Origin of the sequence: Pseudomonas sp. St290, from assembly GCF_018325805.1 — a bacterium.
GTDB lineage: Bacteria > Pseudomonadota > Gammaproteobacteria > Pseudomonadales > Pseudomonadaceae > Aquipseudomonas > Aquipseudomonas bijieensis.
Map to the genome: position 1 here is coordinate 5,851,900 of NZ_AP014703.1, position 11,913 is coordinate 5,863,812.

At 60.1% G+C, this 11,913-nt stretch carries 12 protein-coding genes; 5 read left to right on the plus strand and 7 right to left on the minus strand.

What is annotated here, in order from left to right; all coding sequences use genetic code 11:
* Window positions 1-47 precede the first annotated feature (47 nt).
* Window positions 48-752 (plus strand): FadR/GntR family transcriptional regulator, encoded by a 705-nt coding sequence (locus tag PBDP_RS25620; RefSeq protein WP_109756399.1) that lies wholly within the window; start codon window positions 48-50, stop codon window positions 750-752.
* 22 nt (window positions 753-774) lie between these two features.
* On the plus strand, window positions 775-1,488 hold the full coding sequence (locus tag PBDP_RS25625) for a GntR family transcriptional regulator (RefSeq protein ID WP_116833493.1): 714 nt from the start codon (window positions 775-777) through the stop codon (window positions 1,486-1,488).
* Here the strand turns inward: PBDP_RS25625 and yjiA are convergent.
* The 3 genes from yjiA to PBDP_RS25640 form a co-directional block, all read right to left on the minus strand.
* Complete coding sequence (gene yjiA, locus PBDP_RS25630; RefSeq protein ID WP_212801476.1) at window positions 1,480-2,451, minus strand: GTPase; 972 nt, start codon at window positions 2,449-2,451, stop codon at window positions 1,480-1,482. The genes PBDP_RS25625 and yjiA overlap by 9 nt on opposite strands.
* Before the next feature lie 197 nt (window positions 2,452-2,648).
* Window positions 2,649-2,846: a YbdD/YjiX family protein gene (locus tag PBDP_RS25635; protein ID WP_003201656.1), complete on the minus strand. Its 198-nt coding sequence runs from the start codon at window positions 2,844-2,846 to the stop codon at window positions 2,649-2,651.
* 13 nt (window positions 2,847-2,859) lie between these two features.
* A complete protein-coding gene (locus PBDP_RS25640; RefSeq protein ID WP_134925898.1) occupies window positions 2,860-4,926 on the minus strand; it encodes a carbon starvation CstA family protein in 2,067 nt (688 codons plus the stop codon).
* 158 nt (window positions 4,927-5,084) lie between these two features.
* Here PBDP_RS25640 and PBDP_RS25645 point away from each other — a divergent pair, with 158 nt between their 5' ends.
* Window positions 5,085-5,441 carry a PilZ domain-containing protein gene (locus PBDP_RS25645; protein ID WP_109756220.1) on the plus strand — a complete coding sequence of 119 codons (357 nt, stop codon included), beginning with the start codon at window positions 5,085-5,087 and terminating at the stop codon, window positions 5,439-5,441.
* Window positions 5,442-5,581: 140 nt separating this feature from the next.
* On the opposite strand, the gene radA is transcribed toward PBDP_RS25645, so the two are convergent.
* The 3 genes from radA to katB form a co-directional block, all read right to left on the minus strand.
* Window positions 5,582-6,949, minus strand: coding sequence for a DNA repair protein RadA (gene radA, locus PBDP_RS25650; RefSeq protein WP_030140305.1), 1,368 nt, complete (start codon window positions 6,947-6,949; stop codon window positions 5,582-5,584).
* Between the two features lie 42 nt (window positions 6,950-6,991).
* Window positions 6,992-7,540 (minus strand): ankyrin repeat domain-containing protein, encoded by a 549-nt coding sequence (locus PBDP_RS25655; RefSeq protein WP_116834284.1) that lies wholly within the window; start codon window positions 7,538-7,540, stop codon window positions 6,992-6,994.
* Between the two features lie 152 nt (window positions 7,541-7,692).
* Window positions 7,693-9,234: a catalase KatB gene (gene katB / locus PBDP_RS25660; RefSeq protein ID WP_109756221.1), complete on the minus strand. Its 1,542-nt coding sequence runs from the start codon at window positions 9,232-9,234 to the stop codon at window positions 7,693-7,695.
* A 282-nt stretch (window positions 9,235-9,516) separates the two neighbouring features.
* Between katB and mscL the strand changes: the two genes are divergently transcribed.
* On the plus strand, window positions 9,517-9,930 hold the full coding sequence (gene mscL / locus PBDP_RS25665) for a large-conductance mechanosensitive channel protein MscL (RefSeq protein ID WP_072411386.1): 414 nt from the start codon (window positions 9,517-9,519) through the stop codon (window positions 9,928-9,930).
* A 42-nt stretch (window positions 9,931-9,972) separates the two neighbouring features.
* Here the strand turns inward: mscL and PBDP_RS25670 are convergent, their stop codons facing one another.
* Window positions 9,973-10,749 (minus strand): ferredoxin--NADP reductase, encoded by a 777-nt coding sequence (locus PBDP_RS25670; protein WP_212801477.1) that lies wholly within the window; start codon window positions 10,747-10,749, stop codon window positions 9,973-9,975.
* A gap of 265 nt (window positions 10,750-11,014) precedes the next feature.
* Here PBDP_RS25670 and PBDP_RS25675 point away from each other — a divergent pair, with 265 nt between their 5' ends.
* Window positions 11,015-11,755 carry an autoinducer binding domain-containing protein gene (locus PBDP_RS25675; RefSeq protein WP_249411822.1) on the plus strand — a complete coding sequence of 247 codons (741 nt, stop codon included), beginning with the start codon at window positions 11,015-11,017 and terminating at the stop codon, window positions 11,753-11,755.
* Window positions 11,756-11,913 lie beyond the last annotated feature (158 nt).

Genomic DNA, 11,913 nt, shown 5'->3' on the forward strand with positions numbered 1-11,913 from the left:
CCGGCCCGCGAACCGGCACCGCCTGAGTGATTTTCAAGGAGTGACATGTGATCAGTTCATCAACCGTCGTCAATTCCGTGGTGGAGAAGCTCCGCGCCGCCCTGGCCCGGGGCCAATGGCGCTCGGGCGAGATGCTGCCCGGCCAACGCGAGCTGGCCGAACAACTGGGCATCAGCCGACCCAGCCTGCGTGAAGCGGTGATTGTGCTGGAGACCCTGGGCCTGGTGCGCTCGATGCCCGGCAAGGGCGTGGTGGTGCTGGAGGCCACTCTCAGCGATACAGCCAGTGAAGGCAGCGCCATGGCCGGCGCGAGCCTGGAAGACGTGCTGCAACTGCGCTACACCCTGGAGCCCTTCATCGTCGGTCTTGTGGCCCAGTCCATCAGCAGCAAGGAAGTCGGCCAGTTGCGCCTGACCCTCATGGACATGCGCGAAGCCCTGGAAGCCGACGACAGCGATGCCTGCGCCAACGCCTACATCGCCTTCCATGAAGAATTGTTTGCCCTGACGTCCAACCCGATCTTCCAGAACGTGGTCCAGCAGACCAGCAACGCCCTCAAGCAAAGCGCCGATGTGCTGCGCAACTCACCCGAACACCTGGCCGAGCGCCTGGAAGAAAACGAAGCCGTGGTCCGTGCCATCCGGGGCAAGAACAGCGCCCAGGCCAGCGCCGAAATGCGTCGGCACATTCTCCGGGAAGGCCAGCGCATGGGCATCGAATTGAATATTCCGGACGACAACCTCGGCACCTGAGCCATTGCCTGCGGAGACCGCCATGAACACTCTCGTTTCCCATCAACATAATCGCAATATGCTTGCCGCCCTGCCTCTGCCCGGCCGGATCGGCAAACCGTCGGTGGACGATATCTACCCGCGAATCTTCGACGCCATCCTCGAACAACGCATTGCCCCGGCCAGCCGCTTCACCGAAGAAAGCCTGGGGGATGTGTTCGGTGTCAGCCGCAGCATCATTCGCCGGGTGCTGGCGCGCCTGTCTCACCAGCAAGTGGTGATCCTGCGACCGAACCACCGGCCACAAGTCGCCGCACCGGACCTGGAACAGACCCGGCAGATCCTCCACGCCCGCCGCCTGGCTGAGCAGACCCTGGTGCGCCTGGCCTGCAAGGCACCGCAACCGCAGGATCTACGGCATCTGCGGGATCTGGTGGAACAGGAGCAGCGCTGCCTGGATCGCGGTGAGCGCGGCCCGGCGATACGCCTGTCCGGCGAGTTTCACCTGCAACTGGCCGCCATGGCCGGCAACGCGCCATTGGCACAATTCCTCGGTAGCCTGGTGCCATTGACCTCGCTGGCCCTGGCGCGGCACGAGGTCAAATCCCGCCGGCACTGCGCCTGGCAGGAACACCTGGCAATCGTCGACGCGGTGGAAGGCCGTAACGTCAACGAAGCGCTGCGGCTGATGGACGAGCACCTGGACCACCTGGAGCAAAAACTGCTGCTGGCCGCAGGCACGGGATCGTCAAAGTAGAGCGGCTTCGAAGCCGGCGCGGATCTTCTCTTCGGGCAGTTCGTCGGCGATGAACACGATCACGCTTTCCCGGGCTTCGCCTGGCGCCCATTCGGTGTCCCAATCGAAACCGTACAATTTGAGCACGCCCTGGAACACCAGCCGACGGGGTTCGCCCGCGATGTTCAGCACGCCTTTGTAGCGCAGCAATTGCTTGCCATGTTCTTCCAGCAACTGGTTCATGAACTCGCTGAGCTTGTCGATATCCAGCGGCTTGTCCGTGCGCAGCACCAGGCTGCTGATGCGATCGCCCGGGGTCGCCTTGCCAACCGGACGCAGGCTGAACCCCGCGCCCAGGTCGGCATTGAGGTTGAAACCACGAATGTCGAGCAGCTCGGCCAGGTCGATCTTGCCGTGTTCGACCACCCTGATCGGCGCGCGCCGGTTGATCCGCGCCAGACGCTCGCCAAGGGCCTGGACCTGGGCCGCTTCCACCAGATCGGTCTTGCTCAGGAGCAGGCGATCGGCAAACCCGACCTGGGCCTGGGCGATGGCCTGGGTCAGGTGGATCTCGGCGTGCGCGGCGTCCACCAGGGTCAGGATGCCGTCGAGGATATAGCGCTCGCGCAAGTCCTCGTCGATGAAGAACGTCTGCGCCACTGGCGCCGGATCAGCCAGGCCGGTGCATTCGATCACCAGGCGGTCGAAGGCGATTTCGCCGCTGTCCAGTCGTTCGAGCAGCAGGTACAGGGCCTTGGTCAGGTCGGTGTGAATGGTGCAGCACACGCAACCGTTGGCCAGGGTCATGACTTGCACCGGCTCGTCGCCCAATAGCTGGGTATCGATGCCGGCATCGCTGAATTCATTCTCGATCACGGCGATTTTCAGGCCGTGCTCGGCCTTGAGCAGATAGCGCAAAAGCGTGGTCTTGCCGGCGCCGAGGAAGCCGCTGAGGATGGTGACCGGGATGGGAGAGGACAACATGGTTCTCCTGTTTCGAAATTAAAAGAAGACCACAGGGGTTCTGTGGCGTATGCAAATCCTGAGACCACCCCAAAACAACTGTGGGAGCGAGCCTGCTCGCGATCGCGGTGGGTCAGCCACATTATCTGTTAACTGACACTACGCCTTCGCGAGCAAGCCCGCTCCCACAGGGGGGTTACCTCAATCCAAGCGATGCTTCAGCAGCACTTGGGCCCACCCTTGCCGCCGTAACGGGCCTCCTGGCGTTCGCGAAAGAACGCCTCGTAGTCCATCAACGGCTTGTCCGGGTGTTTGGTCTGCATGTGCTCGACGTAGTTGTCGTAGTCGGGCATGCCGACCATCAGGCGGGCGGCCTGACCGAGGTATTTACCCAGGCGACTCAAATCATTGAACATCGTTGCAATCCTCTCAAGCGTCCGGCAGTGCCTGGAATGGCGCTTCTTTGTCCGTGCGTTCCTTGGTGCCCCAAGCGGCGATGCCGACCTTGAGCGCGTAGAACAGGATGCTGAAGACCACGAACAGGAACAACACCGTCAGCGTCGCGTTGGTGTAGGCGTTGAACACCACGTGCTGCATCTGCTCGATGCTCTTGGCCGGGGCCAGGATCTGACCGGCGGCCAGGGCATCGTTGTATTTGCGTGCCAGGGCCAGGAAGCCGATCGCCGGGTTGGCGTCGAACAGCTTGATCAGGCCCGCGGTGGTGGTGCAGATCAGCAGCCAGGACGCCGGCAGCAGCGTGACCCAGACGTAGCGCTGGCGCTTCATCTTGATCAGCACCACGGTGGCGAGCATCAGCGCGATACCGGCCAGCATCTGGTTGGAGATGCCGAACAACGGCCACAAGGTGTTGATGCCGCCCAGCGGATCGATCACGCCCTGGTACAGCAGGTAGCCCCACAGCGCCACGCAACCGGCGGTGGCGATCAGGTTGGCCGGCCAGGATTCGGTGCGCTTGAGCGAAGGCACGAACGAGCCGAGCAAGTCCTGCAGCATGAACCGCCCGGCACGGGTGCCGGCGTCCACCGCCGTGAGGATGAACAGCGCCTCGAACAGGATCGCGAAGTGGTACCAGAACGCCATGGTGTTCTCACCCGGCAGCACCGAGTGCAGGATCTGCGCGATCCCCACCGCCAGGGTCGGCGCACCGCCGGCACGGGCCAGGATGGTGGTCTCGCCGATGTCCTTGGCCACCGCTTGCAGCGCCTCTGGCGTGATGGCGAAGCCCCAACTGCTGACAGTCTGGGCCACGGCCACCACATCACCGCCGACGATCGCCGCCGGGCTGTTCATGGCGAAGTACACGCCTGGCTCGATCACCGAAGCGGCGACCATGGCCATGATCGCCACGAAGGATTCCATCAACATGCCGCCGTAACCGATGTAGCGGGCGTTGGTTTCGTTATCCAGCAGCTTGGGCGTGGTGCCCGAGGAGATCAGCGCATGGAAGCCCGAGACCGCGCCGCAGGCGATGGTGATGAACAGGAACGGGAACAGCCCGCCCTTCCACACCGGCCCGGTGCCGTCGGTGAACTGGGTCAGCGCCGGCATTTTCAGCTCGGGCATGGTCACCAGGATACCGATGGCCAGGGCGACGATGGTGCCGATCTTGAGGAAGGTCGACAGGTAGTCCCGCGGCGCCAGGATCAGCCACACCGGCAGTACCGCCGCGACAAAACCGTAGCCGATCAGCATCCAGGTGATCTGGATCCCGGTGAAGGTGAAGGCCTTGGCCCAGACCGGGTCGGCGGCGATCTGCCCGCCCAGCCAGATCGAGCCCAGCAGCAACAGCACGCCGATGAGCGAGATCTCACCGATGCGGCCCGGGCGGATGTAGCGCATGTAGAGGCCCATGAACATCGCGATCGGGATGGTCGCCATCACCGTGAAGATCCCCCACGGGCTCTCGGCCAGGGCCTTGACCACGATCAGCGCCAGCACCGCGAGGATGATGATCATGATCAGGAAGCAGCCGAACAGCGCGATGGTGCCGGGGATGCGGCCCATTTCCTCGCGCACCATGTCGCCCAGGGAGCGCCCGTTGCGGCGGGTGGACAGGAACAGGACCATGAAGTCCTGCACCGCACCGGCCAGCACCACGCCGGCGATCAGCCAGAGCGTACCGGGCAGGTAGCCCATCTGCGCCGCCAGCACCGGCCCGACCAGCGGCCCCGCGCCGGCAATGGCCGCGAAGTGGTGGCCGAAGAGAATGTGTTTGTTGGTCGGGACATAGTCCAGCCCATCGTTGTTGAGCACGGCGGGGGTGGCCCGGCGCGCATCGAGTTGCATCACGTTGTTGGCGATGAAGAGGCTGTAGTAGCGGTAGGCGACCAGGTAGATGGCCACGGCTGCGACGACGATCCACAAGGCGTTGATCGCCTCGCCTCGACGCAAAGCCACGACGCCCAGGGCGCACGCTCCTACGACGGCCAGCAGTAGCCAGGGTAGATGGCGCAGCAGGCTATTATTGTTTTTCATTTTTATATTCCAGCCAGGGTGGACAAGAAAGGCAGCCACTGGAGTTTAGCGCTAACCAGGGCAAAGGCCATACCCGACATTCGTCTGTCGGCGGCCGAACGGTGACGATGCTCCGCCAGCAGGGTCTATAGTCAATGAATCTTCAGAGGGAATACGTAATGAGCGATCGTCGCCGCTTCGTACGAATCGAATTCCATGCCAGGACCGAACTGAGCCAGCCCCCATACAAATGGCCGGTGGAGCTGCTGGACCTGTCCCTCAAGGGCCTGCTGATCGAAAAGCCCGAGCCCTGGCTGGGTAATCCCGAGAAAACCTTTACTGCCGACATTCACCTGAGCAATGAGGTGGAAGTGCAGATGGAGGTTCGGTTGGCCCACGACGACCACGGCCACCTGGGCTTCGTCTGCGAGCATATCGACCTGGACTCCATCGCCCACCTGCGCCGACTGGTGGAGCTGAACCTGGCCGATCATGATGAACTGGAGCGGGAGTTGGCGGCGTTGATTCATATCTGAGCTGCCCCGCCCCTTGGCACGGGGATCCATGTGGGAGCAAGGCTTGCCCGCGATGGCTGCGATGCGGTCTTTCGAAATCGAGTCGCCTGCATCGCGAGCAAGCTTTGCTCCCACATACATTTCTTCCGCAATGGCCAGTGTTATTCGAACAACGCATCCAACGCCTGTTCCAGGCGTGTCACGGCAATGATCTGCAACCCCGCCGGCGCTTCCTTCGGCGCGTTGCCCTTGGGCACGATGGCGCGTTTGAAGCCGTGCTTGGCCGCCTCCTTGAGCCGCTCCTGCCCACTGGGCACCGGCCGCACTTCGCCTGACAGCCCCACTTCGCCGAACACCAACAGATCGTGGGGCAGCGGCCGGTTGCGCAGACTGGACATGACCGCCGCCATCAACGCCAGGTCGGATGCGGTTTCCAGCACCTTGACCCCACCCACGACGTTGAGGAACACGTCCTGGTCATGAGTCGGAATCCCACCGTGTCGATGCAACACCGCCAGCAGCATGGCCAGCCGGTTCTGATCCAGGCCCAGGGTGACCCGGCGCGGGTTCGCCAAATGGCTGTCGTCCACCAGCGCCTGCACTTCCACCAGCATCGGGCGAGTCCCTTCCCACGTTGCCATGACCACACTGCCGGGGACTTCTTCCTGGGCTCGTGTCAGAAAGATCGCCGAAGGGTTCGAGACTTCTTTCAGGCCCCGGTCGGTCATGCCGAACACACCCAGTTCGTTGACGGCACCGAAGCGGTTCTTCACCGCCCGCAGCAAACGCAGGCGACCATCGGATTCGCCCTCGAAATACAAAACCGTATCGACCATGTGCTCCAGCACCCGTGGCCCCGCCAACGCACCTTCCTTGGTGACGTGGCCCACCAGGAAAATCGCCGTGCCGCTCTGCTTGGCGTAGCGCACCAGCAACGCCGCGCTTTCGCGCACCTGGGACACGCCGCCGGGGGCCGATTGCAGTTGTTCGGTGAAAATCGTCTGGATCGAGTCGATCACCATCACCTTGGGTTTTTCCAGGCGTGCCGTGGCGATGATGGTTTCGATGCAGGTCTCGGTCATGACCCGCAGTTGGTCCTGGGGCAAGCCCAGGCGCCTGGCGCGCATGGCGACCTGCTGTTGGGACTCTTCGCCGGTGACATACAGCGCCGGCATGCGGGTGGCAAGGTTGCACAAGGTTTGCAACAGGATGGTGGATTTGCCGATACCCGGATCACCGCCGATCAGCACCACCGAACCGTCTACCAGGCCACCGCCCAGTACGCGGTCCAGTTCACCGGACGCGGTGGAGAAACGTGGAATTTCTTCGACGCTGACTTCGGCCAGGGTCTTGATCTGCGCCTGCTGCCCGGCCCAGCCAGTGCGACCGGTGGGCGCCGCCGCTCCGCCGCTCTCCACCATGGTTTCGGTCAGGGTGTTCCAGGCCCCGCACTCGCTGCACTGGCCGGCCCATTTGGGAAAGGTCGAGCCGCACTCGGTGCAGCCATACATGCGCTTTGCCTTGGCCATCTGAACTCCGGGTCAAAACCGCGATGATAGCCCAGTGAAGGTTCACTGAGGGGCCGGCATTCTGATTTCACCCTTGGCCAGTCCCATCGCGGTATTGCCCAACGGATCCTTGGCCTCCAGGTCGGCGCCCTTGGCCTTCAAGGCGTCGAGCAATTCATCACGCTTGAATAGACCGGCATACATCGCTGCGGTCTGCCCGGCACCATTGCGTTGGTCCGGACTGCAATCGGTGGACAACAAACGGCGGGCGATCTGCACTTCGCCCTTGAAAATGGCGCCCATCAACGCTGTGTTACCGCGTTTGTCCTGGGCACAGGCATCGGCCCCTGCCGCCAGCAGCCGCTCCACCGCCGGGCCGTGGCCGTGATAGGCCGCCAGAATCAGCGCGGTGTAGCCCTTTTCATCCCGGGTATCCAACGAGTAACCGGCCTCTATAAAGGTATCGAGCATCGGCACATCGCCGCGGCGAGCGGCGTCGAAATAATAGGTTTGCAGTTGTTTCTGTACCGCCGCCGGTTCAGTGGGTATTGGCTGATCGGCCAGTACGCTCAATGACCACGCCGCGAGCGTCGATAAAAGCAATTTACGCATCATGACGTCTCCTCTGGAACATGACTGTGGGGGCATGGGTGTGGGAGCCAGGCTTGCCCGCGATGCAGACGACTCGGTCTGGTTTCAGACCCCAGCGCCTGCTTCGCGAGCAAGCTTTGCTCCCACAGGTTATGCACCTGCCAAGCGGTGAATCAGTCGCTCAGTTTTTCCGCCAGGGCCTTGACCCGGGCCAGGTCGCCTTTGGCGACACGGGCCACGCCAGTGCCGTACTCAGGGTCAGCCTTGTAGAGGAACGACAGGATGATGTGCTTGCTCTCGTCATCGGTGGTCGCCAAAGAGCCGCCGAAGCTTTCGATCAGGTCATCACGCTCTTTCTTGCTGAACGAACGATACAAATCACCGGCCTGCTTGAAGTTCTGCTCACGCTGGATCTTCGCCTGCTGGGTACTGCCGGTCAGCGCAGTCTGGCTGTAGCGTGCCGCTTGCGGCTCTTCACGAGGGGTCAGGCGACTTGGCTGATAGTTCACGCCGGTGCTGGTGCTGCCCGGGTTCATCGCACCGTCCTGGTTACCGTTGTTCACCGCCACCTTGGGGGCGTTGATCGGCAATTGCAGGGCGTTGGCGCCTATCCGGTACATCTGCGTATCGGCGTAGGAAAATACGCGCCCCTGGAGCAAGCGATCCTCGGATGGTTCGATACCCGGCACAAGATTGGCCGGCGCCATGGCCACCTGCTCGGTTTCCTGGAAGACATTCGCCGGATTGCGGTTCAGGACCATCTGCCCGACTTTGCGCTCAGGCACGCCTGGCCAGATCTTGGTCGCGTCCAGTGGGTCGAAGTCAAACTTGGCAAGGTCCTGTGGGTTCAGTACCTGGACGTACAAGTCCCACTTCGGGAAGTCACCCTTATTAATATGCGTCACCAGGTCATTTGTCATATGGCTGTAATCCTGACCCTGAACTTTCACAACTTCTTTCGGATCGAGGTTTTTCAGACCCTGCAAACTTTTCCAATGAAACTTCACATAATGAATTTCGCCCTTGGCATTAACTAGTTTGTAAGCATGCACGCCGTTACCGTCCATTTCACGGTAACTGGCCGGGGTCCCGGAGTTGGAATACAACTCGGTCAGAGTGCGGGTCGATTCTGGTACATGGGAGAAAAAATCGAAACGACGTGAATCATCGTCCAGATTGGTCCGCGGGTCGGGTTTGAAGGCGTGGACCATGTCTGGAAACTTGATGGCATCACGAATGAAGAAGGTCGGAAAGTTGTTACCCACCAAGTCCCAATTACCGTCGGCGGTGTAGAACTTCGTGGCAAAACCACGGGGGTCGCGCAGGGTTTCCGGCGAATGATTGCCGTGTACCACGGCAGAAAAACGCACGAACACTGGCGTGACCTGGCCTGCGGCAAAGACCTTGGCCTTGGTCAGGTCGCTGAGATCGTCGGACACCGTGAATGTGCCATGGGCGCCGGTACCACGGGCATGCACCACGCGCTCGGGGATGCGTTCACGGTCAAAGCGCTGGAGCTTCTGGATCAACTGCACGTCTTGCAACAGGGTTGGGCCGTTGGGGCCCGCCGTTTGCGAGTTCTGGTTGTCGCCGACAGCCGCACCGTTGTCCCGGGTCAGGGTGGCCGCGTTGACCGACAAGGACAAGAGGCTCGCGGTCAGCACAAAAAAAGCGCGGCGATGGGAATAAGGCCCGTAGCCGAAGGAAGTATTCATAGGCGTGTTCCTCTGATGTTATAGAGCGCATCCATGTGCGCCATCCAGAGGCTAGTGCTCGAAAAAGGAAAACCTAAATAGAAATGCCGTACCGCATCGATAGAAAAAACGTTATGGGGGGCTATGCTAAAACCGCGTATCACGCGCGATTGATGGCACTTTGAAAACTTTTCCCCCAGGGCCGGGTCGATAACTGAAGCTTTGTAAGCCGGTGTTTCGAGCGGGACTCGCTAGGCTGATTTACACTGCCACTCATCTTTCATCTGTCACAAGGAATAACTCATGGGCGTGCTAAGCGAGTTCAAGGCCTTCGCGGTCAAGGGCAATGTCGTCGACATGGCCGTCGGGATCATCATCGGTGCCGCTTTTGGCAAGATCGTTTCGTCATTCGTTGGCGACGTGGTCATGCCTCCAATTGGCCTGCTGATCGGTGGGGTGGACTTCAGTGACCTGGCCATCACCCTCAAGGCAGCCCAAGGTGATGCACCTGCCGTGGTACTGGCCTACGGTAAATTCATCCAGAGCACCATAGACTTCATCATCGTGGCGTTCGCCATTTTCATGGGCGTCAAGGCCATCAACCGCCTCAAGCGCGAAGAAGCCGTAGCCCCTAGCGCGCCTCCCGTTCCAACCAAGGAAGAATTGCTGCTCACCGAGATTCGCGACCTGCTCAAGGCTCAGAACGAACGGCCCTGAACCGGTCGGACACTGCCATAACCCCAACTCATTGACATCAGGCTACCAGTAGTTTTCCACCGCCACTTGGCCTGGCCTACGGGTCAGGCTCAGTTGCAACCCCCTGGCCTTGAGCAATTTGCGCGTGTCGTCGATCATTTGCGGGTTGCCACATAGCATCACTCGCGAATGCTCCGGCGTCAGCGCTACACCGGCCACTCGCTCCAGCTCGCCATTTTCGATCAGCGTGGTAATCCGCCCATAGAGCGCCCCTGGATGCTGCTCGCGGGTGACGGTCGCAATGAAACGAAACTTATGAGCGTACTCGGCCAAGTAGTCGCGCTGGGGCAGGTCCTTGATCAACTCCTGATACGCCAACTCTCGTGCTTCGCGCACGCTGTACACCAGGATGATCCGCTCGAATTTCTCCCAGACCTCAAAATCCTGGAGGATCGAAAGAAACGGCGCCACCCCCGTCCCCGTGGACAGCAGCCATAAATCCCGACCGTCGACGAAACGATCCGGTGTCAGGTAGCCGAAAGCCTGCCGCTCCACCAACAGTTCGTCACCCGGCTGCAAGCGACTGAGCTCACTGGTGAACTCACCATGGGGAACTACGATGGAAAAGAACTCGAGGAACTCGTCGAACGGCGAAGACACCATGGAGTACGCCCGCCAGACGGTGCTCCCGTCCGCCTTGACAACCCCCAGCCGGGCAAACTGACCCGCCCGGAAGCGAAAGCCGCGATCCCGGGTCGTACGCAAAGTAAACAAATGAGATGTCAACGGCTGGACATCGAGCAGGGTCTGGCGGGTGAACTTCTCTGCGCTGTCGCTCATGAGCCACTCCAATGGGACAAGACTCACAGTGTCCCGCAAAGCGAGCGTCTCCACCACCAACGGTGAGCAATAGCACTTTAACCACTAATTTCGCGCCACCGGCAAAAACTTTTACCGAACCTATACAAAACCGCAGTAGCTGTAGCAATAATTAATTAAAAAGTTTATTTTTTTAAACATCTCTCAATGTAAGCAAATCAAAAAAAACTCACTACAAACTAGGAATAGTCCTACACTGAAATTTCGCATCATGGATTGGATCCGCATGGACGAATCAACCCAGGAGAGAGCGATGGAAAAGTGGAAGGACTTGCTATTGAGAAAGTTGTCTTGTGAAAAAGACCTGCAGACGGCCTATCGTCTGGTCCTGAATTTCTTTAACAATCAGGGATTTGAATATTGCGCATTTGCAGCCTATCTCGGAAGCCCCGACAAGCACACCAGCAAGGTGAACCTCAATAACTACCCTTATGGGTGGGACAGACTTTATGAACAGAATGGCTATGCATCGAACGATCCATTAGTAGCACATTGCAATCAATCACCGCTCCCTATCTTATGGGATGAGACTGTTTTCGCTCAGGCCCCCAAGTTATGGCGAGAACTTAATCGACAGGGACTCAAATACGGCTGGACCCAGGCCGTTCATGACGACCAAGGGGCACAGTGCAGCTTGTTCAGCCTGGCACGAACCCATTGTCCCATTGATATAGAGGAACACTATGCCAATCTCGGCTATGCCATCTTCGCCAGTCAAAAACTGCATGCGCTCGCCAGCAAAAAGCTGTCTGACGCCGTCGCAGTCAAGCAGAACTATCACTTGTCACCGAGAGAAATCGAAGTCCTGAGGTGGTCTGCCGAAGGCAAGACAGCGTCGGAAGTGGGCAGGATTCTCTGTCTTTCCGAACGAACCGTGAACTTCCATGTGTGCAGCTGCATGCGGAAACTGAACGTCAGCAATAAAATTTCAGCGGTGGCAAAAGCGGCCCAGATCCATGTGATCTGAACAGTGGAGTGGCAGCGCCAGGCCGAAAACCTGCGAGTAATGTGCAACAAAAAAACGTACCATTTACGGTCCCACTTGAATGATGCCGCTTCTTGCACGCGACGCAGTTCATTCAGGCGGTCCCGCACAGACACCTACCTCCAGGCAGCGGGACATTC

Bases quoted from the DNA above. Each gene is read 5' to 3' on its own strand.
- PBDP_RS25655 (WP_116834284.1), bottom strand. From the start codon at position 7,540: ATGCGTAAATTGCTTTTATCGACGCTCGCGGCGTGGTCATTGAGCGTA.
- radA (WP_030140305.1), bottom strand. From the start codon at position 6,949: ATGGCCAAGGCAAAGCGCATGTATGGCTGCACCGAGTGCGGCTCGACC.
- PBDP_RS25625 (WP_116833493.1), top strand. From the start codon at position 775: ATGAACACTCTCGTTTCCCATCAACATAATCGCAATATGCTTGCCGCC.
- PBDP_RS25645 (WP_109756220.1), top strand. From the start codon at position 5,085: ATGAGCGATCGTCGCCGCTTCGTACGAATCGAATTCCATGCCAGGACC.
- PBDP_RS25635 (WP_003201656.1), bottom strand. From the start codon at position 2,846: ATGTTCAATGATTTGAGTCGCCTGGGTAAATACCTCGGTCAGGCCGCC.
- mscL (WP_072411386.1), top strand. From the start codon at position 9,517: ATGGGCGTGCTAAGCGAGTTCAAGGCCTTCGCGGTCAAGGGCAATGTC.
- yjiA (WP_212801476.1), bottom strand. From the start codon at position 2,451: ATGTTGTCCTCTCCCATCCCGGTCACCATCCTCAGCGGCTTCCTCGGC.
- PBDP_RS25640 (WP_134925898.1), bottom strand. From the start codon at position 4,926: ATGAAAAACAATAATAGCCTGCTGCGCCATCTACCCTGGCTACTGCTG.
- PBDP_RS25675 (WP_249411822.1), top strand. From the start codon at position 11,015: ATGGACGAATCAACCCAGGAGAGAGCGATGGAAAAGTGGAAGGACTTG.
- PBDP_RS25670 (WP_212801477.1), bottom strand. From the start codon at position 10,749: ATGAGCGACAGCGCAGAGAAGTTCACCCGCCAGACCCTGCTCGATGTC.
- katB (WP_109756221.1), bottom strand. From the start codon at position 9,234: ATGAATACTTCCTTCGGCTACGGGCCTTATTCCCATCGCCGCGCTTTT.